This window comes from Enterococcus sp. DIV1444a, assembly GCF_051712125.1.
Classification (GTDB): Bacteria; Bacillota; Bacilli; order Lactobacillales; family Enterococcaceae; genus Enterococcus; species Enterococcus faecalis.
Map to the genome: position 1 here is coordinate 2,370,703 of NZ_JBIOOG010000001.1, position 25,230 is coordinate 2,395,932.

Annotated in this window: 26 protein-coding genes; 3 read left to right on the plus strand and 23 right to left on the minus strand. The window is 38.3% G+C overall.

Annotation, left to right across the window (positions count from 1 at the left end):
- Window positions 1-17 precede the first annotated feature (17 nt).
- From rpmG to IGI87_RS11455, 6 genes are all read right to left on the minus strand, one after another.
- Window positions 18-167 carry a 50S ribosomal protein L33 gene (gene rpmG, locus IGI87_RS11430; protein WP_002356321.1) on the minus strand — a complete coding sequence of 50 codons (150 nt, stop codon included), beginning with the start codon at window positions 165-167 and terminating at the stop codon, window positions 18-20.
- Window positions 168-292: 125 nt separating this feature from the next.
- Window positions 293-2,428, minus strand: coding sequence for a peptidoglycan D,D-transpeptidase FtsI family protein (locus IGI87_RS11435; protein ID WP_438737076.1), 2,136 nt, complete (start codon window positions 2,426-2,428; stop codon window positions 293-295).
- A 165-nt stretch (window positions 2,429-2,593) separates the two neighbouring features.
- Window positions 2,594-4,531 carry a threonine--tRNA ligase gene (gene thrS, locus IGI87_RS11440; RefSeq protein ID WP_104855040.1) on the minus strand — a complete coding sequence of 646 codons (1,938 nt, stop codon included), beginning with the start codon at window positions 4,529-4,531 and terminating at the stop codon, window positions 2,594-2,596.
- 394 nt (window positions 4,532-4,925) lie between these two features.
- A complete protein-coding gene (locus tag IGI87_RS11445; RefSeq protein WP_002356318.1) occupies window positions 4,926-5,105 on the minus strand; it encodes a 2-hydroxymuconate tautomerase in 180 nt (59 codons plus the stop codon).
- A gap of 162 nt (window positions 5,106-5,267) precedes the next feature.
- Window positions 5,268-6,713, minus strand: a complete 1,446-nt coding sequence (locus IGI87_RS11450) for a L,D-transpeptidase family protein (protein WP_438737078.1) — start codon at window positions 6,711-6,713, stop codon at window positions 5,268-5,270.
- 145 nt (window positions 6,714-6,858) lie between these two features.
- Window positions 6,859-7,722 carry an aminoglycoside 6-adenylyltransferase gene (locus tag IGI87_RS11455; protein ID WP_438737080.1) on the minus strand — a complete coding sequence of 288 codons (864 nt, stop codon included), beginning with the start codon at window positions 7,720-7,722 and terminating at the stop codon, window positions 6,859-6,861.
- Window positions 7,723-7,843: 121 nt separating this feature from the next.
- Between IGI87_RS11455 and IGI87_RS11460 the strand changes: the two genes are divergently transcribed.
- Together IGI87_RS11460 and IGI87_RS11465 are read left to right on the plus strand one after the other, a co-directional pair.
- The gene (locus tag IGI87_RS11460) at window positions 7,844-8,425 is read left to right on the plus strand and encodes a YdcF family protein (RefSeq protein WP_086317983.1); all 582 of its coding nucleotides are present in this window, start codon (window positions 7,844-7,846) and stop codon (window positions 8,423-8,425) included.
- A 157-nt stretch (window positions 8,426-8,582) separates the two neighbouring features.
- Entirely contained in the window at window positions 8,583-9,527 is a 945-nt protein-coding gene (locus IGI87_RS11465) for an endo-beta-N-acetylglucosaminidase (RefSeq protein WP_438737082.1), read from the plus strand.
- Between the two features lie 279 nt (window positions 9,528-9,806).
- On the opposite strand, the gene IGI87_RS11470 is transcribed toward IGI87_RS11465, so the two are convergent.
- Window positions 9,807-10,637 (minus strand): DUF6287 domain-containing protein, encoded by an 831-nt coding sequence (locus IGI87_RS11470; protein ID WP_438737084.1) that lies wholly within the window; start codon window positions 10,635-10,637, stop codon window positions 9,807-9,809.
- Window positions 10,638-11,051: 414 nt separating this feature from the next.
- Between IGI87_RS11470 and IGI87_RS11475 the strand changes: the two genes are divergently transcribed.
- Window positions 11,052-12,272 (plus strand): IS110 family transposase, encoded by a 1,221-nt coding sequence (locus IGI87_RS11475; protein ID WP_438736402.1) that lies wholly within the window; start codon window positions 11,052-11,054, stop codon window positions 12,270-12,272.
- Between the two features lie 273 nt (window positions 12,273-12,545).
- Here the strand turns inward: IGI87_RS11475 and IGI87_RS11480 are convergent, their stop codons facing one another.
- The 16 genes from IGI87_RS11480 to fabG form a co-directional block, all read right to left on the minus strand.
- Window positions 12,546-13,265, minus strand: coding sequence for a YebC/PmpR family DNA-binding transcriptional regulator (locus tag IGI87_RS11480; protein ID WP_002356305.1), 720 nt, complete (start codon window positions 13,263-13,265; stop codon window positions 12,546-12,548).
- Between the two features lie 86 nt (window positions 13,266-13,351).
- The gene (locus IGI87_RS11485; protein WP_438737086.1) at window positions 13,352-14,539 is read right to left on the minus strand and encodes a nucleotidyltransferase; all 1,188 of its coding nucleotides are present in this window, start codon (window positions 14,537-14,539) and stop codon (window positions 13,352-13,354) included.
- 80 nt (window positions 14,540-14,619) lie between these two features.
- On the minus strand, window positions 14,620-15,360 hold the full coding sequence (locus IGI87_RS11490) for a class I SAM-dependent DNA methyltransferase (RefSeq protein ID WP_002356302.1): 741 nt from the start codon (window positions 15,358-15,360) through the stop codon (window positions 14,620-14,622).
- 1 nt (window position 15,361) lies between these two features.
- On the minus strand, window positions 15,362-15,700 hold the full coding sequence (gene rsfS / locus IGI87_RS11495; protein WP_033072556.1) for a ribosome silencing factor: 339 nt from the start codon (window positions 15,698-15,700) through the stop codon (window positions 15,362-15,364).
- A gap of 46 nt (window positions 15,701-15,746) precedes the next feature.
- The gene (gene yqeK / locus IGI87_RS11500) at window positions 15,747-16,337 is read right to left on the minus strand and encodes a bis(5'-nucleosyl)-tetraphosphatase (symmetrical) YqeK (protein WP_438737088.1); all 591 of its coding nucleotides are present in this window, start codon (window positions 16,335-16,337) and stop codon (window positions 15,747-15,749) included.
- Window positions 16,315-16,974, minus strand: coding sequence for a nicotinate-nucleotide adenylyltransferase (locus IGI87_RS11505; RefSeq protein WP_002365150.1), 660 nt, complete (start codon window positions 16,972-16,974; stop codon window positions 16,315-16,317). The genes yqeK and IGI87_RS11505 overlap by 23 nt, the downstream gene beginning before the upstream one ends.
- 17 nt (window positions 16,975-16,991) lie before the next feature.
- Complete coding sequence (gene yhbY / locus IGI87_RS11510; protein WP_113794559.1) at window positions 16,992-17,303, minus strand: ribosome assembly RNA-binding protein YhbY; 312 nt, start codon at window positions 17,301-17,303, stop codon at window positions 16,992-16,994.
- Between the two features lie 23 nt (window positions 17,304-17,326).
- The gene (gene yqeH, locus IGI87_RS11515) at window positions 17,327-18,436 is read right to left on the minus strand and encodes a ribosome biogenesis GTPase YqeH (RefSeq protein WP_104855048.1); all 1,110 of its coding nucleotides are present in this window, start codon (window positions 18,434-18,436) and stop codon (window positions 17,327-17,329) included.
- Entirely contained in the window at window positions 18,433-18,960 is a 528-nt protein-coding gene (locus tag IGI87_RS11520; protein ID WP_002356296.1) for a YqeG family HAD IIIA-type phosphatase, read from the minus strand. Before IGI87_RS11520 ends, yqeH begins: the two co-directional genes overlap by 4 nt.
- A gap of 221 nt (window positions 18,961-19,181) precedes the next feature.
- Window positions 19,182-19,970, minus strand: coding sequence for an acetyl-CoA carboxylase carboxyl transferase subunit alpha (locus IGI87_RS11525; protein WP_113794560.1), 789 nt, complete (start codon window positions 19,968-19,970; stop codon window positions 19,182-19,184).
- Window position 19,971: 1 nt separating this feature from the next.
- Window positions 19,972-20,838: an acetyl-CoA carboxylase, carboxyltransferase subunit beta gene (gene accD / locus IGI87_RS11530; RefSeq protein ID WP_002356293.1), complete on the minus strand. Its 867-nt coding sequence runs from the start codon at window positions 20,836-20,838 to the stop codon at window positions 19,972-19,974.
- Between the two features lie 94 nt (window positions 20,839-20,932).
- Window positions 20,933-22,303: an acetyl-CoA carboxylase biotin carboxylase subunit gene (locus IGI87_RS11535; RefSeq protein ID WP_104855050.1), complete on the minus strand. Its 1,371-nt coding sequence runs from the start codon at window positions 22,301-22,303 to the stop codon at window positions 20,933-20,935.
- 7 nt (window positions 22,304-22,310) lie between these two features.
- On the minus strand, window positions 22,311-22,736 hold the full coding sequence (gene fabZ, locus IGI87_RS11540) for a 3-hydroxyacyl-ACP dehydratase FabZ (RefSeq protein ID WP_002356286.1): 426 nt from the start codon (window positions 22,734-22,736) through the stop codon (window positions 22,311-22,313).
- 3 nt (window positions 22,737-22,739) lie between these two features.
- Window positions 22,740-23,234 (minus strand): acetyl-CoA carboxylase biotin carboxyl carrier protein, encoded by a 495-nt coding sequence (accB, locus tag IGI87_RS11545; protein ID WP_438737091.1) that lies wholly within the window; start codon window positions 23,232-23,234, stop codon window positions 22,740-22,742.
- Between the two features lies 1 nt (window position 23,235).
- Window positions 23,236-24,471, minus strand: a complete 1,236-nt coding sequence (fabF, locus tag IGI87_RS11550; RefSeq protein WP_104855052.1) for a beta-ketoacyl-ACP synthase II — start codon at window positions 24,469-24,471, stop codon at window positions 23,236-23,238.
- Window positions 24,472-24,489: 18 nt separating this feature from the next.
- A complete protein-coding gene (gene fabG / locus IGI87_RS11555) occupies window positions 24,490-25,227 on the minus strand; it encodes a 3-oxoacyl-[acyl-carrier-protein] reductase (protein ID WP_280212135.1) in 738 nt (245 codons plus the stop codon).
- Between the last annotated feature and the right edge of the window lie 3 nt (window positions 25,228-25,230).

The window sequence follows — 25,230 nt, forward strand, 5'->3', positions numbered from 1 at the left end:
GGCTCTATCTAACTAAATTATTTAGTTTCACGGTGTAAAGTAACTTTTCTTTCACGTGGGCAATATTTTTGTTTTTCTAAACGATCAGGATTGTTACGTTTATTTTTATTTGTTAAGTAGTTACGTTCTTTACAAGAAGTACACTCTAAAGTGATGTTTACGCGCATGTTTTCCCCTCCTACTAATAATTGATCTTTCCAAGAGATTTCTTAGACTTGAATATCATACCATTTTTTTTGTCATTTGACTACCCTTTTGGGCAAATTTGTAAAGTAGAACTACTTTACAAATTTTATTTTTTGTACATTTCCATATACGCTTCTAAAACTTCTTTGGCAATCGTTTGGTTTGGTTTTGAAGATTCGTCATTTAAGTGTGGTAAAACAACGCTAATTGCAATTTCAGGGTTTTCGTAAGGTGCATAAGCTACCAAGTTACTATTAACCGTTGTATGGGTTACTCCATTAGCATCCGTTGCTTGCGTTTCAGCGGTCCCTGTTTTAGCAGCAATTGAAAACTTGTCTGATTTTAAACCACGTGCAGTTGTGAAAGGACTAGTTCCATTTACCACATTATAGAAACCTTGTTGAAGAATTCCTATTTGGTCTTGAGAAATATTTACCTTATTCAAAACTTTCGGTTCGATTTCTTTTAAAATTTTTCCTAAAGCTCCATTTTCATCATTGCCATAGATTCCTTCTACTACATGAGGTTGCACGCGAATACCATTATTTGCGACAGTGGAAACGTATTGTGCTAATTGTAACGCACTATAGGTATCATATTGTCCAAAAGATAGGTCAAGAAGATTACCGCCTTGTGGAGCAGAAGACGAATCCTTAAAGTCCTTGTTTTGGATTCCTGTTGTTTCTCCTGGTATATCAATTCCAGTTTTCGTTCCCATACCATATTCTGCAAAAGCTTTTCTTAATTCTTTAAAGACAGTGTCATCTCCTACTTCATAAGGGAAAACCATATTGGGATAATAATTCACACCCATCATTTTAAAGACTAATTTCATCATATAGGCATTCGAAGAATATTCTAACGCTTGCTCCGCAGTTAATTGCATGGTTGTTCCGCCAGAAGCATTCCACCAAGAAGCTTTTGGATTACTACCTGCTAGTAAAATAGCTTCATCTGTTAAAACGTCATTGCCTTTAATGACTCCTGTTTCATAACCAGCTGTTAAAGTACCTGCTTTCACAACTGATCCAGGAACTTCAGAATTCAAAATAGGTGCTAAAGGATTAGGTGTAACTTCTCCAGTTGCTAAATCATGATGAAATCCAGACATCGCTAAAATAGCACCTGTTTGAGGGTTCATAGCAACGACATACGCATTTTCTGAGTATGGTCCAATGGTTTTGACTATTTGTGAATAGTTTCGTTGTAAAATTTCATCAACTTTGTTTTGGAAATTTGAATCAATCGTTAATTTTAAGTTGGAGCCTTTTTCCCCTTTGGAAATTGGGGTTTGTGAAACAATATTTCCGTTATTGTCTAAAACGACTTCTGATTTTGCTTTTTTACCTTGTAGAACGTCTTCATATTGTTTTTCTAAATAGCTAGTCCCGACACGGTCATTTCGTGCATAGCCTTTTTTCAAATATTCATCGACTTCTTCGGCTGGCAATCCTTGTTTTTCAGTTGAAACGGTGCCCAACAGGCTACGTAATGCACCACTTTGAGAATAATCACGCGTCCAATCAGTCCCTGTTGAAACACCAGATATTTCCGCTGTATGTTCACCAATTGTCGCAATTTCACCTTCTGTCACACCTTCATTCTTGATGAAGACCGTGTTCATTTGTGACGCTGCATTCATTCGTTTAAAAATCGTCACTGCTTGTAAGGTCCGATCATCAAACGCAATTTCTTCAGGAGTGACTTTTTCAACTGCTTTGGCATATAATGTGCCTTCGTCCGTAATTTTGTTGCCTTTTTCATCTTCTTTATCTTGATTGGTTAAACGGGCTTGAGCTGCTTTTAAATTTTCAGGATTCGCTAACCAATAATCTTTTTTGTCACGATCCGTTAAGTTTGGATCAACTGGAACGTTAATAAGTTCGTTGACTTTATTCGCAATCGGCAAAATATCTTTTCCTTCAATATTTTTTCCTCGTGTGTAAGTGATTGCTAAATTGGCTTTGTTAGAAACCAAGACTTTTCCTTGTGAATCATAAATTTGTCCTCGAGGGGATGGTGTCGTGATTTGTAGTGAAGAGTTGGCAGTGATTTTTTTGTTAAACTCTTCTCCTTCTACGATCTGTAAATACCCTAAACGGACAATTAATGAAACAAATAAAGTGAATATCACAAAAAATAATAAGTTCAATCGAAAAGGAATATGTGGCTTTCTACCTCGTTGACTCTTTGCTGCGGCATCTGTTTTTTTTATTTTATCTATAAATGAGTTTTTCTTCATACCTCTAGTCCCTTCACTAAAAAGTTTCGCATTCTCATTGTAACAAAAAATAGTCAAAAAATCAGGATTATTCCTAGCTCTAAGGAAATATTTAATTATTTTGTTGTTAAAAAAAAGTCAAAAGGACTTCTAAATTCAGAAGTCCTTTTGACTTTTTCTCTTTTTTTAACGGCTGTAGTTGTGAACTTCAGCAGCCATGCTGTCAACGAAAATTGATAAATCTTCGACAGACGTTTCTTTGCTTCCATAACGACGGACGTTCACCGTTGCGTCTTCCATTTCTTTGTCCCCGACCACTAATTGATAAGGTACTTTTTGTGTTTGAGAGGCCCGAATTTTGTAGCCCATTTTTTCGTTACGATCATCGACTTCAACACGTAAGCCTTGTGCTTGTAAACGTTCTTTGATTTCATAAGCATAATCCGAATGTGCTTCTACAGAAACTGGGATAATAGTTGCTTGAATTGGTGCTAACCAAGTTGGGAAAGCGCCTTTGTAAACTTCTGTTAAGTAAGCTACAAATCGTTCCATTGTTGAGACAATACCACGGTGGATAACAACTGGACGATGTGTATTTTCACCATCTTCGCCGACATAAGTTAAGTCAAAACGTTCTGGTAATAAGAAGTCTAATTGGATTGTTGATAGTGTTTCTTCCATTCCTAAAGCTGTTTTTACTTGAACATCCAACTTAGGACCATAAAAGGCGGCTTCACCTTCTGCTTCAAAGTAATCTAATTCTAATTCATCCATGGCAGCTTTTAACATCGCTTGCGCTTTTTCCCACATCGCATCATCATCAAAATATTTGTCTGTATTATTTGGATCACGATAGCTTAAACGGAAACGATAATCCGTAATGTTAAAGTCAGCATAGACAGCTACCATTAACTCCAAAGTACGTTTAAATTCGTCTTTAATTTGGTCAGGACGAACAAAAGTATGGCCATCGTTTAAAGTCATTTCACGAACACGTTGTAATCCTGATAATGCGCCAGATTTTTCATAGCGGTGCATCATGCCTAATTCAGCAATTCGAATGGGCAATTCGCGGTAACTATGAATGTCATTTTTATAAACCATCATATGGTGTGGACAGTTCATTGGACGTAATACTAGCATTTCGCCATCGCCCATATCCATTGGTGGGAACATATCTTCATGGTAATGATCCCAGTGACCAGATGTTTTGTATAATTCCACATCAGCCATAATTGGTGTATACACATGTTGGTACCCTAAGCTAATTTCTTTGTCCACAATATAACGTTCAATTGTACGACGAATGGTTGCGCCTTTTGGTAACCAGAAAGGTAACCCTGAACCAACTTCTTGTGAAACCATAAATAAATCTAACTCTTTTCCTAATTTACGGTGGTCACGTTCTTTGGCTTCCTCGCGCATTTTGATAAACTCTTTTAAATCTTTTTTATCGAAAAAGGCAGTGCCGTAAATTCGTTGCATCATATGATTGTCAGAATTTCCGCGCCAATAAGCACCAGCTACTGAAAGTAATTTAAAGACTTGAATCCGTCCTGTTGAAGGAACGTGAACGCCACGACATAAATCAACAAAATCACCTTGATCATAGACAGTGATGATTTCATCTTCCGGTAAATCTGTAATTAATTCAACTTTGTAAGGATCATCAGCAAATAATTCTAACGCTTCTGCACGTGAGATTTCTTTACGAACGATTGGGTTATTTTCCTTCACAATTTTCATCATTTCGGCTTCAATTGCAGGTAAATCTTCCGCTGTCACGGGGGATTCTCCATTATCTGTATCGTAGTAGAACCCAGAATCAATCGCAGGACCTACGCCAAATTTAATGTTAGGGAAAAGACGGCGTAAAGCATTAGCCATTAAATGAGCTGCCGAGTGACGTAAAATTCCTAAAGCATCTTCATGATCAGGTGTCACGATTTCAAGCGAACCATCTTCTACGATAGGACGATCTAAATCGATTAAAACACCATTGAATTTACCAGCTAAAGCTTTTTTGGCTAAACTGTTGCTAATGCTTTTAGCAACATCAAATGTTGTAATCCCAGAATCAAACGGTTTGACAGCGCCATCTGGAAAAGTAATGTGAATAGACATAATAAAATTCTCTCCTTTTAATTTTTGATTTGAAGCGTTTCATTGTGTTCCTGTTTTTCACAATGAAACGAAACAGCCACCTGTTCCCCTTGTTAAAAAACAAAAAGTCCTAGTATTCTAACGAATACTAGGACGAAAATATCGTGGTTCCACCTAATTTTGAACACAAATAATCTGTGTTCCTCTAGCGTGTTAACGGTGCGACCGCCTTTGTTTCAACAAAGGTTTCGAAAGTGGTCATCCCTTGTGCCAATCTGGAAAATTTTCAGCCAAGATTTTCCTCTCTAATAGATCGCGGGCAAGTTCAGTTGTCTTTCTCATCAATCATTTATGCACTTATTTAACCACTTATTTTCAGAAAAAGCAAGTGATTCAACAGAAATTCTCTGAAAACTTATTTTTTCCATTCGCCGCCTTGTGCATAGCGGTCTTTTTTCAATTCGTTGACAATCACATGGATATTCTCTTTTGGTGCACCAGCGTTTTTTGACACAGCTTCTGTAATATCTTTGACCATATTAGTTAACTGTTCTTCTGTGCGGCCTTCAATTAATTCTACATGTACAAATGGCATCTTCGTTCCCCCAATTTAAATTGCTTGTTCTGTTTGTATCATAGAGCGGGTTATGACGCTTGTCAATAAAAAATTGGGAACATCAGTCGTTACGCTGACGTCCCCAATTTTCACTCTTCAGATAAATAAGTGGACTAAAATACGATTTTGCCTAGTATCTCTCTATACTTCTTCGCCGTAATCCACAGGTTTATCAAATTCACCTGGTGCATCATCATAGATATGCCCGTAAATAATTACCGGCATTCCGTCATAAGATACGTCAAAGATTTTCGAAACTTCTGTTCCTGGCGTATTGATACAGCCATTACTACCAGCATCGGTTTTAAAGGCTTCTTTATCGCCATACTTATCCAATTTATGGTCGGAGTCATGAATCCCAATTTGTGTCACAACGCCCCCTTGACTTAATAACGGCATCCAATATTTTACTGGTACACTGTATCGAGAACCATCAAGCATTTGACCTTCTAAATTCACATCGGTTGTCCGATATAAAATTGTATGGAATCCAGGCACTGTTGCGGTTCCTTTGTTATATCTGCCAGTAATGACATCTGTGGTGACTATTTTTTTACCATCAATGAAACAATACATTTTTTGATCTTTTAAATCAATTTCAATGTAATTATTGGCAATTTTACTATTTTCTTTGGTATCGCCAACCAACGGAGCAGTGATTGCATTCGTTTGTTCTTGGCTATTCAGCGCGTTTACTAGTAGTTCTTGCGTTTTGGCCCCATCAATCGACCAGCCATAACTTCCGTTGTTTTTAAAACGACGTGTCGTGCCGTGAACATCTGTAAATAAAACTGGTTGATTAGCAGAACCATATGTTGTTTCTAATTGTGTCACCCAAGTAGTTAGTTTTTCTTTGTTGATTGTGCCATCATCATTCAGCACGTTTTGAATTTGTGTTTTATCAAAGGCTACTTTTTCACCATTAATATCAACTGTAATTGTTTTATTTAACTTGTTATTGAGCGTTGTCAATGTTGCCTTTAACGTTTGATCCTCTTTTTTAATTTCAGGGGCTTTATAAAAATCTTTGGCATTGTATTGATAGTTGCCTTTTCCCGCTTCAACATCCGCAATAATCTGCTGATTTAAGCGCTGCGTGTCCACTACTGTGCCTTGTTCTTCGGGAACAATTTCAAAAGTGCCATTGCCTCGACGGATACTCGCATTTTTGCTTGGCGTCCCCTCTGGAAAACTCAAAGTCGCTAATTTAGCTTCTAGTTCTTTTTTGAACGCCTCATTTAACGGTAGCTTCACCTTGCTACTGTGTAAATGGTCTTTTAAAAATTTTTGATCCAATTGGTATTTTTTAGGAAGTTGAATTTTTTCTTCTTTTGTCCCCGTTTGAACCACAACTTCTTCGGTTTGATTAACTTGCGCTAATTTTTCTTCTGCGGCATTTACATTTAACCAGCCCACAGAAACTCCATTTACTTTTGTGGTTGGTAAAAAGTGACTTTGAAAATAAACATAGCTGCCCCCAGCAACCAGAGCTAGTCCAACCAAAGAAGTAATAATTACTTTCTTTTTATTATTTTTTCTTGATTTTTGACGACGTGTATTACGTATTTGCATTTCTTCTTTTTTCATTTGTTCATCCTTTATATCAATAATTTTAGGTTTATTTCTTAGAGACTAGGCAACAAACAACTGCGGTGATTTACAAGTAAAAAAGATGCCCTATCTTCGCTGATTAATTTTTTCAATTATACACTATTTTTACGTTGTGTTCAGCTTATTTTCCTTGTAAATCCTTTAATCTTAAAGAATTTGTATACTCTGTGACTTTTTTTGCTTCTTGTAAATGATACGTAAACTGGGCCATTTTAGCAAAATCCTGAGCGACGACGTTAAAAAAGGCTTGTGTCTTTATTAAGCTGTTCCAACAAGCTTCTTTACTAGAAAAATCTAGCAACGATGCTAATTGATCCATCGTGTCAGGAGTGGCATAATTTTTCAGATACTTAAATTGTTTCCCAACAGAAATTGGCTCTGGTTCCTGCCAAGCTGCTTGCCAAGAAAGCAAGCGCAACAGTTCCTGCTGACAATATTCATAGAGATGTGTGACAGCGTAAAATAATTCATTCCGACAAAGCCCCTTAACTACATACGTACTAACCCACCAAAATTCATTGCAACAATCGTTAAATTGCTGCTGATCCGGAACTGTTACTGTATAATTTTTATCAGATGCTACAGGTAAAGGTGGCAAGCTGTCATCTTTGTCTAACAAGATAATTGCTAAAGAATCTCCTTCATTCCAATTGTCTTTTTCTGCGAGAGGACACAACGTTAAATCGATACGTTGACCATCTTCAAATAACATTAAAAATGTTTCCCGAGTCTTCGGTTCTGTGGGAAATAAGGTCATTTCCTTGGGACGTTGCATAATTAATGGTTGTCCAAATTTTGCTATCCACGTTGCTGTTTCAAAAAATTCAGCACATGGTTCTACAATATAAACAATGTCGAAATCTTGAAAACTATCTTTTGGCGCTTTCACATTCGTGCGAGAACCCACCATTCCCACGGCTCGAATGTGTTCTTCTTGTTTTGCTACATCCAGAATAAGTTGAAACATTTCTTCTTCTGTACGCATTCACTCGCTCCCTTTCTTCAAAAGTTTCTATTAAAACATAGATTTTTTTATAAGTCTTTTGTTTTCTATCGCTTTTTCTATGGTACTTCGTATACACTAACATTACAAGGAGGGATGTTTCATGCATTGGTTAAAAATAACAAGTTTATCCATTGTCAGTTTTGGCTTTTGTATTCTTTTGATTTTAGGTCTACTTATTTTTACTGGCAAAAATACGCAACCCACCGATAAACCAGATGCTATTTTAATTTTAGGGGCCCGTGTTTTAGGAACGTCTAAAGAAACCGCACTGCCCAGCCGTGTTTTGCAAGCTCGGTTAGATGTGGCTATCCCCTATATTAAACAACACCCCGAGACACCCGTTATTGTTAGCGGAGGGCAAGGAGCAGATGAGCCGGCTACGGAAGCCGCGGTTATGAAACAATACTTGCTAAATAAAGGTGTTCCAGAAAAACAGATTCTCTTAGAAAATCGTGCCACACGCACCAAAGAAAATATTGTCAATTCACAAAAACTCCTTTCTTTTAAACGTCTAGTGATTGTTACTAGTGACTTTCATATGTATCGCTCGCAACTTTTAGCCAAGCGAGTGGGCATCTCAAACGTTTCAGGCATTACCGCGGCTTCTTCTTTTCCAAAAGACATCAAAAATTTTGGTCGAGAGCTGCTTTCTTTAGGCTATGCTCTACTCTTTGATTGGTAAAAAAGTGACCTTCGCAAGATCATTTTGCGAAGGTCGCTTTTTTATTCTGTGGATTTACTCACTTTTGTTCTCTTCTTCTTGTGTTTAAATTATAAAAATGATAACATGTCTTTGTTAGCGCTTACAAAAAAATATTTATTTATAGGAGGAGAAAGTTATGGGGCATCAATTAAGCACTCATTTTTTTAACAAGAAAACAAGGTTTATTTCAACTTTTTTAAGTTTGATCCTTTTAGTCGGTGGTTTACTGTTTGCACTACCTGCATTTGAAGTACAAGCAGCATCAAATGTTACGCCTAAAACAGTCATGTATGTAGAAGTAAACAACCACGATTTTAACAATGTGGGAAAATATACTTTAGCGGGGACCAATCAACCTGCTTTTGATATGGGGATTATTTTTGCAGCCAATATTAATTATGATACGGTCAATAAAAAACCTTACTTATATCTAAATGAACGGGTCCAAGAAACTTTAAACGAAGCTGAGACACAAATTCGTCCAGTTCAAGCACGCGACACCAAAGTCCTATTGTCTATTTTAGGCAACCATGAAGGCGCTGGCTTTGCTAACTTCCCGACTTACGAAAGTGCGGATGCCTTTGCATCCCAATTAGAACAAGTCGTTAATACGTATCATTTAGATGGTATTGATTTTGATGATGAGTATGCTGAATACGGAAAAAATGGTACGCCTCAGCCAAATAATTCTTCGTTCATTTGGTTACTTCAAGCCTTAAGAAATCGCTTAGGTAATGATAAATTAATTACTTTTTATAATATTGGACCAGCGGCTGCGAACTCTTCAGCCAATCCTCAAATGAGTTCTTTAATTGATTATGCTTGGAATCCTTATTATAGTACCTGGAATCCACCACAAATTGCTGGTATGCCTGCTTCTCGTTTAGGTGCTTCCGCTGTTGAAGTTGGTGTCAATCAAAATCTAGCTGCGCAATATGCTAAACGTACAAAAGCGGAACAATATGGTATTTATTTAATGTATAACCTCCCAGGAAAAGATTCATCTGCGTATATCTCGGCGGCAACACAAGAACTTTATGGTCGAAAAACGAATTATTCACCAACTGTTCCAACACCTTAATTATTATCTCGTGTCTACAAGCGCCAACATATAAAGAGTTAAAAGCCAGCTTACTACAAGCTGGCTTTTTGGTATCTTGAGCGAATAGTTTTGAACATAAAAAAGACCCGCCCTTTGGGTAAGGACGGGAAAGGAGTTAAAAATGAAAAAGTGTTTTGTGTTGTTAAGATTGTTTGTTGGTATGCTTATATCTTACAAACTAAATGTGAATATTTTATGATCATTTCATTCTTATTTTGCTACTTTTATAGGAATTAAATAGACTGCCACGAACTATCTTTAGTTGCCTTGTGCATCCGTTATTCTAACTGCTCCTTGTGGCGATACTCTGTAAAAACCGACAGTCCCAGTCCCTCCATTTGCAACCATCTGTTTCGATTGTGCTCTAAAAAAGAAGTCATTTCCATTCATACCCAAAAATCCAAGGTTCGTATCATTATTTTCTGCATCAGTCAGTGTCTTTCTAATATATGTCTCTGCTTTTTCTTGTGTATCGATGATTTTTGCCTCTTCATTTTTGTCTTGATTTTCCTCTTCAGAAGAACGATAGTAATACTCTTCCGCAGGATAATTTCCACTATCTTGAGTAATTAACAATCGCGGTTTCGTCTTATCCGATTGGTCGCCGTTAGGATTTTCAACACCAATTTTATATAATAATAACGCAGCACCAGTAGGCCCCCACCTAATACTTAAGCTTGTAATTGGTCGCGACTCATCAGTAGGTGAATCCTTCGTAATCATTCCTCCGGTATTTGTACTACCATCAGGATGAATGATCAAACTCTCTCCTTTACCATTTTTCCATGTTCCAGCTAAAGTAGTAAAATCGCCAGTATTAATCGCTGTAGTGTCTAAATCAGCTACGGTTAGCTGACTGTTGTTTTCATCAGCTGTGGGCTCTTCACTTTTCACTGATTCGTTAGACTCGACACTGCTGCTCACTTGTTTGTTTGTCTTATCAATTGTTTCACTCGTTTTTTCATTCGTCTCTTCAACTTTAGAGGATGCCTCAGTTGGAGCGGTTACTTTCTTTTCTTTTGGTTCCCGACAAGCGGCTAACGATAAAACCGCTACCCCTACAAGAATCGCTAGTCTTCCCTTTTTCACGCCTATTCACCCCGTTCAATAATCTATCTTACTAAAATATTGTACTATTAATTCAACTGTTTAGACAAATATTTATGGAACAGACAAAAGTTGAACCTGTCATTGAATGCTTTGTGTCACATGGACCTATCAATCAACTTTCTTTTTTTCTATGTATTCTATGGAAAAAACATACTAAGATTAGAGGGTAAATTCATCGACGGATGAATTTACCTTCTATTGCTCTTTTAAGCGTATAGTTGGATGTGAAAGGAAGACCGACCACAGGCTCTTGGACTTCGAGTCCCAAACAAAAAATGGTCTCCTTCACTGTCATTTTAAAATCTGGTTTAAGTATGTTGGGGCTTCGAGCCCGTGTGAAGGAAATTAGGAACGAAATGAAGCAGTGAAGAACCTTTCAATACTTTTTAGGAGATGAAAATCATGTATGTACTTGCTTTAGATGTCTCAATGGGAAAAAGTTATGCCGTTATTTATCATGAAAATACTTGTCTTTTTGAACAAGAAATTCTTCACGATAAAATACATTTCAATGCACTTCTTCAAGAAATTTATGCTCTTCCAGAACGACCACAAATCGTTTTTGAAGCAACGGGTGTTTATTCAAGAGTCATTGAAACGTTTTGTCAAAAGAATCATTTCGCCTATTGTTTACTAAACCCTTTAGAAGCCAAAAGACAACTGAATATTGACTTACGTTCAGTAAAAACGGATAAACGTGATGCCCATCGTCTCGCACAAACACACGGTCAATTTTTGCGGAAACAAAAACAATCGCAATCAGAAATCTATGAACAAACACGTGATTTAGCACGTTTTTATCAACAAGTTGAAGGGGACATTAAACGCATGAGAATGAACCTGCATACCGCTTTACAATTAACTTTTCCAGAATTGGAAACACTTTTCACCAACAGGTTATCAAAACTCGCCTTAAATCTTGTCGAGCTGTTCCCGCATCCTACTTGTTTAGAAGGTTTGAGTCAAACAAAAGTAAAAAATCTTTTGAAGAAAAATACCGATAAAAAAATCTCCGATCAAAAAGCATTGAATAAAGCCCAAACCTTACTTTCACTGGCGCAAAATTCTTATCCAGCAGAATCTAGACAAAGTATTTCTGTTCAAAAAGTGGTGTACTATGCCCAACAATTGAAACAATTACTGGTGACGAAAGAGCAACTCGCTCAACAATTAATTGAAACTGCGCAACAAACAATAGAATTTGATTTGTATCAAAGTATTCCAGGGATTGGTGAACTTTCTGCTGGACTCATGATCGGTGAATTAGGGGACATTCGTCGTTTTTCTTCTCATAAACAATTGAACGCTTTCGTCGGTGTTGATACCAGGAGGTATCAATCTGGAAAATATATTGCCCAAGAACACATGAATAAACATGGGAATCCAAAGGCACGAAAGAATTTGTATTTTATTATGATGAACATGATCAGGCAACAAGCGGCGGGCCCCAATCATTTGGTGGACTATTACTATAAACTAAAAACGCAACCTTCGCCCAAAAAGCATAAGGTTGCGCTCATCGCCTGCATCAACAAGCTCTTGAAATGTCTCCACTCAATGGTACGACATTCAAGTCCGTATGATTACTCATACACGGCCTCTAACGACCAATAAGGAATATATCCTTAAATAGATTATAGCACACCTAATAAAAAAAATTCTAATTTATTAGGCTTATTTCGTATACTTTTTTTTCGTGATAAAAATAAACGAAAAAACACTTGACTAAACGTAGGAAAGAGCGTGGGACAAAAATCACTTTGGATTTTTGCTCCACGCTCAAAAACTGATAAACGGCGGGAACAGAAGCAACTCCTTCTTATTTCTCGGAGTTAAACACTTCTGTCCCGACCTCTTTCTAAATCTTCAAATAAACTAACAAATGGATTATTCAGGTAAATCTACATTATGATGAACTTTTTGAACATCTTCTAAATCTTCTAAAACGTCTAACATTTTTTCAAAGTTCGCTAAATCGTCGCCTTCTAATGTTACTTCGTTTTGTGGAACCATTTCTAACTCAGTAACCGTGAATTCTTCAATGCCTTTTTCTTTTAACGCTTCTTGTGCATGGTGAAAATCTTCTGGCTCTGTGTAAACGATAATTTGACCGTCTTCTTCAACAACGTCGCGAACATCAATGTCTTTTTCCATTAAGTATTCTAAAATTTCATCAGCATCGTCACCAGCAAAGCCAATGATACCTGTATTATCAAACATGTAGGAAACAGCACCGCTGACACCCATGTTTCCGCCGTTTTTACCAAATGCGGCCCGCACATCTGCTGCTGTTCGGTTCACGTTGTTTGTTAAAGCATCAACAATGACCATTGAACCATTTGGTCCAAATCCTTCATAGCGTAATTCAGAATATTGCTCATCTGCTGAACCTTTTGCTTTTTCAATAGCGCGATCAATAATATGTTTTGGTACATTGTATGTTTTGGCGCGTTCGATTACAAACCGTAATTTTTGGTTTGCATGAGGATCAGGGTCTCCTGACTTCGCTGCTACGTAAATTTCAATCCCGAATTTTGCATAAACACGGCTATTGTTTGCGTCTTTGGCAGCTTTTTTCTCTTTAATATTTGCCCATTTACGGCCCATATTCTCACTTCGCTTTCTCTGATTTGTTGTTAGTATCTTATCCCTTGTTTATTATACTGGGGAAACTGATTTTTGTTAAGTATTTTTTAATTATCTGGCGAAAATCGTAGGGGAAACCGACCAAAATTTTGTTCTTTTAAAGAAGAATCTCCCATCTGGTATAGTTGATTGGCGCGAATATCTAACGAAAGCATTGCGCGGTTTTCTTTAGATACTTTAGAAATTACCGGCAATTGAATCTGTGTTTTGGTTTCTTTTAGATAAGCTTGTCCCTTTGGCGTAAATCCTAGCACATGGAGATAACTGTCTTGCCAAACATTTTCAACTTCTTCTTTGGTCATATTTAACAATATATAGGTTGCTAATCGTTGCAATCTTGTCCAAGTATAACGCTTCGTTTTCATGCGTTCCATTAATTCGTGAAAAGAACCTGCTGCTTGGATTTGATCTTTTAGTCGATATTCAAGTCCTTCCGTCATTTGGTAAATGGCTTGTAACTCTTCTAGCGAGGATTGAACAATTTTATACTTTAGGAAGGGCCAGTAGTTTTCCCATGAAATCATGGCCTGTGTTTGTAAATGTTGTGCGGTTATAGGAGGAACCGTTGGTAGCACTTGCGTTATCTCTTGTTGAAAAATACTTTGCCTAATCGCCGTGGCGCTAGCAACTTTCCCAGAAATCGTTGCATCATGAAAGCCCGCTTGTTTTCTAGCAATTGGGTAGAGCGTCATCGGAGTTGGATACGTGGCATTCTCTTTCGCATAACTCATCCCCAAAATATGATTAGGCGAAGAAAAATCAAACTTGCTTTCAGGATATACTTGACGAAAAACAGCAGTCATTTTTTGTGGATAACTCAATTGTTTGTCTGTCAATGCGTGGAACGTTTGATCAATTAAGGATTGATTTTCTTGGACAAACTGGCCGAAAGCCGCATAATCAATTGCGGTTGTACTATCTGTTCCAAAACATAAGCTCTCACATTGCAACGCCTGTAATAACTTTATACCGCCTTTGGCAAAGTAATCCGCAGACTGTACCGACCAAGCTGTCGGCAATTCAATGACTAAATCCACACCATTTTGCAAAGCTTCTTCTGCTCTGGCCCACTTATCTAGTAAGGCTGGTTCTCCTCTTTGTAAAAAATTTCCACTCATTATAGCAATCACTACTTCAGCTCCGCTTTGTTGGCGAGCTTGTTGGGCATGATAGCGATGTCCATTATGAAAGGGATTATATTCCACGATAATGCCACAGGCTTTCACTCTAGCCACCTCCGTTATAAAAAAATGGACTTATCAGCAAAGAGACCAACGTTTTTAAGCGCTGTCCCAAGCTCATAAGCCAAATCTTATTAATCTCTTTGACAAACAAAGAACCAGCGTTCACTTGTTTCAGTTGGTGCTTCATCTGTAAAATCTGCATAAACTTTGACATTCATGAAACCAGCACTTTCTAACATTCGTAAATAGTTATCTAACGAATAGGTTCGTTCTTGATGCAATTCATCATACCGAACAAAGTGTTCATCTGTTTCCTGTTCTTTCACAAAAAATGTTAAGAAATGTTCGATGCTGTGTTCTTTTTCACCAGCGTAACTATCCCATAGAAAAGCAAATTCTTCTGTTTGATAATGATAGCTATATTCCGGAAAAACTGAATCAATTTTATAAGTAGAATGAACATCAAAAATAAACGTTCCTTCCTCTTCTAACGCTTGATAAACTTCATCGAACACTTGTTGTACTTCTTGGCGATTAGCCATGTAGCACAGTGAATCAGAAAAACAAGTGATGGCTTGGTATTGTCCCACTTCAGATAAATCTAGCATATTTCCCTGAACAAATTGAACTGGCACTTCTTCTTCAAAAGCTCGTTCACTAGCAATCATCAACATTTCTTCTGATAAGTCTAAGGCCGTCACATCGTAACCACTTTTTGCAAAATCAACTGCTAAAGCGCCTGTACCACAAGCCATTTCAAGAATTTGTTGGGTTCCTTGTGGGAGATGACGATTGGAAAAATCCAACCATTTTTGGTATAGGCTTTCGTCCATCACTTCGTCATAGACGAAAGCAAACGTTTCATAGGCCATTTTAGTCGACCCAAGCGCTTAGATCAACCATTGGGGCATCTGACCATAATTTTTCTAAGTTGTAAAAGGCACGTTCTGAAGATTGGAATACGTGGACAATAACATCACCTAAATCGATTAAAATCCATTTTCCGCCTTCTTTACCTTCCACACGTTTGACTTCTACTTGATTTTTGGCTTCTTGTTCGTTAATTTCATCAACAATCGCATTGATTTGACGTTCACTATTGGCTTGGCAAATTAAAAAATAATCTGCTAATAATGAAATCTCTCTTACGTCTAATGCGACAATTTCTTCTGCTCGTTTTGAATCTGCTGCTTTGACAGCAATTTCTAAAATTTTCTGGCTATCTATGATAGTTCCCTCCTAGTAATTCTTTCTTCTTTTATTTTTGATTAACGACCCATTGATTGTAGGTCTCTAACGTTTTTGGATAAATTTTATGTTCTTGTTCAATCAAATGTAACAAGGTATGTTTCGTTTCATAAGCAACCGCTGCATCTAAGTCAACAAGGGCAATTTCACGGGCTTCTTTCACACCTGGAAAATCACGTCCTGGTTCAATGTAATCTGCGACATAAATAATTTTATCTAGCAAGCTCATCTCAGCAGCCCCAGTTGTATGCACACGAATTGCTTGCAAGATTTCTTCGTCATCAATGGCTAATTCCCGTTGAACAATATCCGCACCAACTAAGCCATGCCAAATTTCATTGCCATAGTTTAATAAACCCAAATCAAAGCCATCACGGCGAATAATCAACTCGAATTCATCGTTTGGACGTTCTTTGGCGTAATCATGCGTCAAAGCAGCAATACTGGCTTTGGCTTCATCGGCACCATATTTTGCTGCCAAGGCCACAGCTGTTTCCTCGACCCCTAACACATGGCGAAAGCGACGTTCACTCATTTGCATTTGAACTTTTTGCATTAATAATTCGCGTTGTGCAGCATCATAATTTGTTGTCCAGCTCATCTTGATACAGTCCCTTCTCTTGAATATAGTTTATCACATTCTCTGGAAGAAGATAGCGTGTTGAGCAACCACTTTTCACTTTTTGTCTAATCAAAGTGGAACTAATCGCCATCTGCGGAACATCGACCCAAATAATTGGATAGGTAGATTCCGTTGGATAATTAGGACGCCGAATGCCGACAAATTGAACTAAATGGAGTAAGTCATCAATCCGATGCCATTTGGGCAAGTATTCCACCATATCTCCACCAATTATAAAATAATAATCAGTATCTGGATTGGCTTCTTTTAAAGCTTTCATCGTATCATACGTGTAACTTTTGCCTTTGCGAATTAATTCAATTGGCTCAATATCTAAGCAGGGATTATCAGCCACCGCTAGTTCTAACATCGCTAACCGATGTTCGCTGCTAATTGTTTTCTTTTCGTCTACATGTGGTGGTAAGTACGTAGGCATTAAGTAAACTTTGTCCAAACCTAGTTGATTTTGAACTTGATCGGCCATGACAAGATGTGCTAAATGAACGGGATTAAAATTACCACCTAACAAGCCGACTTGCTTTCTTGTTTGAAAACGTAACGGTTCCTCTTGCAAGAGAACGTCCGCTCCTTGACGCGCTTGTCTTTTTTCTCCCATTGTTCATCCCTCCAATATTAAATCTCTTTGACTGCTGCTGAAATTTTTTGATATTTTTCTTTACTTGATGGCTTGAATAAAACCAACACGCGACCAATAACTTGTACCACATCGCAATGAATGGCGGCTGTTAGTTCTTCTGCAACCTCTTCTGCCACTTCATCTGTATTTTGTAATAACGTAATTTTAATCAATTCACGTTTTTCCAACGCTTCATCAATTTGTGTAATCATTGCGTCATTCAAACCACCTTTACCTACTTGAAAAATAGGTTGTAAATGGTGTGCCTGACTACGTAAATAACGTTTTTGTTTTCCTCTAAGTTTCAAATTGTTTGCCTTCTCTCTAAAATTTAAATTAATGCTTTTCTACGTAAAACATCGACACCTTTAGGCGCCCAACCAGCGACGACACCAGGTTCTGTGACAGTAATCCAACCTAGACCAGCAAACACAATATCCGTTTTTTCTTTCACGGAAAATTCAAAGCGCACTAATTCAGGAAACTCAGCGACTTCATCGGCACGTGGAGGCTGTAATAAGCCACCAACATGTTTTTCATAAAAAGCATCGGCGGTTGCTGTTTTTGTTCGGTGTAAATTTAAGTCATTGGAAACATAGGCAATGAAGGAACTTTTAGCACCTTGGACATAATCAAAGCGAGCCAAGCCACCTAAAAACAAGGTTTGTTCAGCATTTAATTGGTAAACTTTCGGTTTGATTTCTTTTTGCGGTGCAATAATTTTCAAGTCTTTTTTACCTAGGTAATGTGCCATTTGATGACGGTGAATAATTCCTGGCGTATCGATTAAAAAGTGGCCATCGTCTAATGGAATTTCAATTTTATCTAGCGTTGTGCCAGGAAATTGTGATGTTGTAATCACATCTTGAACACCCACTGTTTGTTGAATGATTTGATTGATTAGTGTTGATTTTCCAACATTGGTCACACCTACGACATAAACGTCTCGGCCTTCACGATATTTTTCGATTATATCTAATAACTCTTGCATTTCTTGCGGTTTCTTGCCACTTGTTAGTAAAACATCAACAGGGCGTAATCCTGCTTCATGGGCCCGTTCTCTCATCCATTGAACCATTTTAGGTTTTTTTAATGATTTAGGCAAAATATCCACTTTATTGCCAACTAACAACACGGGATTGTCTCCGATAAAACGATGTAATCCTGGAATGAGAGACCCATTAAAGTCAAAAATATCCACTACGTTCACAATCAGCGCATCTTCTGTTCCTAAACCATTCAATAAACGTAAAAAGTCATCGTCTGTTAATTGGACATCTTGAATGTCATTATAATGTCTTAAGCGAAAACAACGTTGGCAATAAACTTCCCCTGTTTCCATTCCTTTTTCGAAAGCTGTTTTTGGTGTATAGCCTAATTCATGAGGATTTTCCGTTTGGATAATCGCACCACAGCCAATACAATGAATTGCCTCTGTCATTCTAATCCGCCTCTCCATGTCATTTCTGGATGTTTTTTTGATAAGTATTTCATAATTTTCCGTTCAAAGAACCGATTGATTCTAGTATTCCAACCATCTGTATCGACAATCGGTTGAACTAAAACATTGCGTATGCCCGCTGCGTTAGCTCCCCGAATATCTGTCATAATCTGATCGCCGACCATTAACATTTCAGACGGCTTCAAACCTAATTTTTTTTCTGCTAATTTGAAGCCACGTGCGGTTGGTTTCAAGGCACGTGCTACATAATCTAAGTCAAACTTTTCAACAACGCGTTTAATCCGGCTATCTTTGTTGTTTGAAACAACGAGGACAGTAATTCCTGCATTTTTCATTTCTAATAACCAAGTTTTTAATTCTTCTGTTCCATCGGGATTATTCCAAGCAATTAAAGTATTATCTAAGTCAGTTAGCACTGCCTTAATCCCCAGTTTTTTTAATTGTGCGGGGGTAATTTTATAAATCGCATCAATCATCCATGTCGGTTTATATTTTGAAAACATCGTGACTCCTCTCACTGACACTATGTAGTTTCTTCGATTTTAAGAGACTGAAACATAACTAAACAATTATGCTTCAGTCTCTACCTATTGTATTATACTGCATTTTACTGAAAATTTCTATAAAGGACGGTCGTTCCTTGTAAAAGAACAAGTAAAATAAAAGAAAAAATAAAAAAAGCCACCCATCAACCCCTGAAAAGTTCGTTGATGAGTAGTAACTTCTAATATTTGCGAAAACGTTGGTATCTTTTTTCTAGTAACGTTTCCGTATCTAATTTAGCTAATTCAGTTAATTTTGAAATGAACGCTTTTTGTAACATGCGATTAATTTTTGCTTGTTCCAGAGGCTGACCATTCATAACTTCTGGAATTACTTTATCTACAATAGCTAATTCCTTCAGCTCTGTCGCTGTGATTTTCATCAATTCTGCTGCTTCTTTCGCACGACTGCCATCTTTCCACAAAATAGAGGCGAAACCTTCTGGCGAAAGGACCGCATAAATCGTGTGTTCCAACATCCAAACTTCATCTGCGACTGCTAAAGCTAAAGCACCGCCACTGCCGCCCTCACCAATGATGACTGAAATAATTGGCACTTTCAAATCAGACATTTCTAACAGGTTTTGCGCAATGGCTTCCCCTTCTCCTCGCTCTTCAGCACCAATGCCACAATAGGCACCAGCAGTATTCACAAAGGTAATGACTGGGCGATTAAATTTTTCCGCTTGTTTCATTAAACGTAACGCTTTGCGATACCCTTCAGGATTAGGTGAACCAAAATTACGTTCAATATTTTCTGGTAGATTTCGGCCTTTTTGGATACCTACCACTGTAACTGGTTTCCCTTGCAAAGTAGCAACACCACCGACTACAGCTGAGTCATCGGCAAAGTAACGATCCCCATGAAATTCTAAGAAGTCATCAAAAATTGCTTCTATATATTCTAAAGTTGTTAAACGATCTTGGGCTCTGGCCAAGGTAACAACATCATTGGCTGTTTTCTTTTCCATGCTAGCGCCACCCTTCCAAAGAATGTAAACGTAACAAGTCGCTCAATCGTTGACGCAAAAGATTTCTTGGCACAATCTGGTCTACAAAGCCATGTTCTAAAAGAAACTCAGCCTTTTGAAAATCATCTGGTAACTCTTGACGAATTGTTTGTTCAATTACACGGCGGCCAGCAAAACCGATTAAACTCTGAGGCTCTGCCAAAATAATATCGCCATCCATCGCAAAACTTGCGGTAACACCACCAGTCGTTGGGTCAGTCAAGACCGTAAGATACAGCAAGCCTGCTTTGTTATGCCGTTGCAAAGCAGCCGAAATTTTCGCCATTTGCATCAATGAAAAAATTCCTTCTTGCATACGGGCACCACCAGATGCAGTGAAAATCACCACTGGTAAATGCTTTTCTGTCGCCCGTTCAAATAAGCGTGTAATTTTTTCACCAACAATCGTTCCCATACTGCCCATGATAAAATTAGCATCCATGATTCCAATTGCAACAGCTTGTCCTTCAATTGTTGCTTCTCCCGTTAAGACAGCTTCATCTAGTCCAGTTTTTTCTTGCATTTTTTCAATCTTTTCAAGATAACCAGGAAAATTTAGTGGATCTTTTGTCACTAATTCACTGTCCCAATTGTGGAAACTTTTTTCATCAACGGTTATCGCTAATCGTTCCCATGCACCAATCCGAAAACTATAGCCACAATGCGGACAGATTTTTTCTGCACCCATTTCTTTTGTATACAGTGTTCGCTTACAAGAAGGGCATTTTGCCCACATATTATCTGGAACAGAAGGCTTCTTTGATGCATCATTTGCATCAGCACGATTTGGATTAATGCGAATGTAATTTTTCTTTTTAAATAATGCCATTTGCTTACTCCTCGTATTTTAGCGGCAAGAGCACAGCTCCTTTCAAAAGATCAATAATCTTTCCAAGCAAGAGAGCTCTTGCGGCGTTCTTTCTTTAATGATTGCTTTCTGGCTCCCAATTTGGTAGAAATGTTTCTTGTAAAAAGCTTGTGTCATAGTCACCCGTCAAAACATTGTCATGTGTAATTAAATCCAATTGGAATTCGGCATTCGTAATAATACCTTCTGTTACAATTTCATTTAAAGCCCTTTGCATTTTCATCAAGGCATCAAAACGATTTTCACCATGCACAATGACTTTCGCAATCATTGAATCATAATAAGGCGGAATTGAATAACCTGAATACATAGCGCTGTCTACACGCAAGCCCATTCCACCACTAGGCAACAAGAGATTTTGAATTTTACCTGGTGAAGGGGCGAAATTAAAGGCAGGATTTTCAGCGTTAATTCGGCACTCAATCGCATGCCCAGTCATGATAACATCCTCTTGGGTATAGGCTAAAGGTTCACCTGAAGCAATTTCTAATTGTGCTTTGACTAAATCAATCCCTGTTACCATTTCCGTAACTGGATGTTCGACTTGGATGCGGGTATTCATTTCCATAAAATAAAAGTCGCCAGCTGGATCCATCAAAAATTCAATGGTTCCGGCATTTTCATAATGCACAGCTTGTGCTGCTCGAACGGCCGTTTCGCCTAACATCTGACGCTTTTCTTCAGAAATAGCAATCGATGGTGATTCTTCTAATACTTTTTGATTATTTCTTTGTAGTGAGCAATCACGTTCCCCTAAGTGAATCACATGCCCATATTGATCACCTAAAATTTGCACTTCGATATGACGTGCTGGATAAATAATTTTTTCTAAATACATATCATCATTACCAAATGCGGCTTTGGCTTCCTGCTGCGCTGAAGTAAAGTGTTTCGGTAACTCTTCTTTTGAAAGAACTTTTCGGATCCCTTTTCCGCCACCACCAGCAGCTGCCTTTAACATCACTGGGTAACCAATTTCTTCAGCAATCGACAACGCTTCTTCGACAGAAGCAATGACGCCATCACTCCCTGGAATAACAGGTACCTTCGCTTTTTGCATCAGTTGACGTGCGTTTATTTTATTGCCCATTGCATCAATCGTTTCTGCTTTAGGACCGATAAAAGTAATGTTACATTCTTCGCACATTGAAGCAAATTGACTATTTTCAGATAAGAAACCAAACCCTGGATGAATCGCTTCAGCATTGGTAACAATCGCTGCACTTAAAACAGCTTGAACATTTAAATAAGAATCAGTTGCTTTCGCCGGTCCAATACAAATGGCTTCATCTGCTAACTGTGTGTGTAACGCTTCTTGATCCGCTTCAGAGTAAACAGCAACTGTTTGAACGCCTAATTCGCGACAGGCACGAATAATGCGAACAGCGATTTCTCCGCGGTTTGCGATTAATACTTTCGAAAACATTTTTCACCTATCCAATCATAAAGGTTAATTCAGCCTCGGCAACTTTTTTTCCATTAACTTTTGCCACACCTTTACCCATTCCAGCAGAAGCGCGGACTTTTAAAAGTTCAACTTCTAAAATTAATGTGTCGCCTGGTGTTACCTTTTGTCTAAATTTTGCTTTATCTAATCCACCAAAGTATGCCGTTTTCCCTTTGAATTCAGGCATTGAAAGTAGTGCCACGGCGCCTGCTTGAGCCAATGATTCAATAATTAGAACTCCTGGCAAAACAGGATTTCCAGGAAAATGACCTTGAAAAACTTGCTCATTAACCGTTACATTTTTTTTCGCTACAACGCGTTCCCCGGGAATGACTTCTTCAACACTATCTAATAATAAAAAGGGATAACGATGGGGTAAAATTTCTTGAATTTCTGTAATTGTTAATTTCATGTTTTATTCTCCTTTAGCAACTCGGAATAGCGGCTGACCAAATTCAACCACATCTTCATTGTTGACTAACACTTCGGTAATCACACCGTCAACTGTCGCCGTAATTTCATTCATTAATTTCATCGCTTCAACGATACACACAACGTCACCCGTTTTAACAGTGTCTCCTACTTTGACAAAGTTTTCTTTATCTGGAGCTGGTTGTAAATAAACGATTCCTACAATTGGTGACGTAATTTCTTCAGTCTTTTCATTGGCTGTCGGTGTATTGGTTGGCGTTTCTTCAACAACAGAAACTGTTTCAACAGGCACTGACACACTACTAGTACTAGAGGCTACTGGTGTTTCTTGTGGTTGCGCTACTGATTCTACGGCACTTCGTCCAGAAGCTGTATTTTTATTCATATATAATTCAAACGAGCCTTCTCGTAAATCAAATTCGGTTAAAGTTGATTGATCAAATTGTGTTAATAATGCTTTTACTTCTTCTAACTGCATGTTAATCCTCCCAGCGTTTTAAGCAAATAACTGCATTGTGGCCACCAAAGCCTAGCGAGTTACTTAAAGCATAATCAAATTTATGCTCTTTGCTTTCGTTTAAAACAACGTTCACCGTAATTGCTTCATCTTGCTTTTCCACATTAATGGTTGGTGGAATAAATTGATGTTGTAAAGCATTTAGGGTGGCAATTCCTTCAATTCCACCAGCGGCACCTAAGAGATGTCCCGTCATACTCTTCGTACTACTTACATACGCCGTTTTTGCGGCATCACCTAAAGCTAACTCAATTGCTTTAGATTCTGCACTGTCATTGGCTTGTGTGCTTGTTCCATGGGCGTTAATATAGCCAATTTTTTCTGGAGAAATCCCAGCTTCTTCCATTGCTAGTACCATGGCTTTCGCTGCGCCGCTCCCATCTGGGGTTGGTGATGTCATATGATAGGCATCGCAATTAGCACCATAGCCTACCACTTCACCTAAAATAGTTGCGCCTCGTTCTAGAGCATGATCTAATGATTCTAAAATAAAGACACCCGCACCTTCTCCCATCACAAATCCACTACGTTCTTTGTCAAAGGGAATTGAGGCTTTTTCTGGGTCAGTCGCCTTTGTTAAAGCGGTCAAGGAAGCAAATCCTGAAATACCGATTTCTGTAATAGGCGCTTCTGCTCCACCGGCAATAATGACATCGGAGTAGCCATGTTTGATATTGCGGAACGCTTCCCCAATTGAATGAGTTGCACTAGCGCAAGCCGTCACTGTTGAAGTACAAATTCCTTTGGCACCAACACGTAAAGCGATATTTCCCGCCACCATGTTTCCAATCGCCATTGGAATAAATAACGGTGCAACACGTTCAGGTCCTTTGTCGTGCATCCGAATTACTTGATTTTGAATTGTTTCTAAACCACCAATACCAGAGCCTACCATAACGCCGAACCGATCCACATCTAGTTGACTAGTATCCAAGCCACTCATAGCCATTGCCTCTAAGGCAGCATAAATGCCAAATAGCGAAAACTTATCCATGCGTTTGCCATCTTTTTTAACAAAATATTTTTCCATTGGAAAGTCTTTCACTTCAGCTGCTAAGGTCACACCTGTTTCACTGACATCAAATTTACTAATCGGTCCGATACCATTTTTCCCTGTTTTCAAACTTTCCAAAAAAGTCTCAGGTTCATTGCCAATCGGCGAGGTGACACCGTAACCGGTAATTACTACTCGATTCATCCTTTTGACTCCTTTCGTTTATCCGTGCATGACTAAGCCGCCATCAACGTTCACGACTTGCCCAGTAATATAGGGACTTTTAGCTAAGAAAATCGCTGTAGCTGCGACATCTTCGACTTGCCCAAACGTTTGTAAGGGAATTTGCGCATTCATTTGTGTTTTAACTTTTTCTGATAAAACATCCGTCATTTCGGTTTGGATAAACCCTGGTGCAATCGCATTGCAGGTAATACCACGAGGCGCAACTTCTCGCGCCACCGATTTAGTAAAACCAACAACACCCGCTTTACTCGCAGCGTAGTTTGCTTGACCAATATTTCCCATTAAACCAGAAACGCTAGCCATATTAATAATCCGGCCACTTCGTTGTTTCATCATACGTTTAACCGCTTGTTGGGTCATGTTAAAAGTTCCTACCAAGTTAATATCTAAACAGGCATTAAAATCCTCTTTTGTCATTCGTAATAATAATTTGTCATTCGTAATCCCAGCATTATTCACCAGAATATCAATCGAGCCTAATTGGTCAACGGTTGCTTGAATCATCTCACCTGCTGCATCAAAATCGGAAATATCTCCAGAAAGGCCAATACATTTTACCCCAAAGGCTTCAATTTCTTGTCGTTGTTCTGGCGTAATCTCACTCCGACCGTTTAAGACAATATTGGCGCCCTCTTTCGCAAAAGCTAACGCAACTGCTTTGCCAATCCCACGAGTGCTTCCAGTAATAAATACGTTTTTTCCTGTTAATTCCATTTT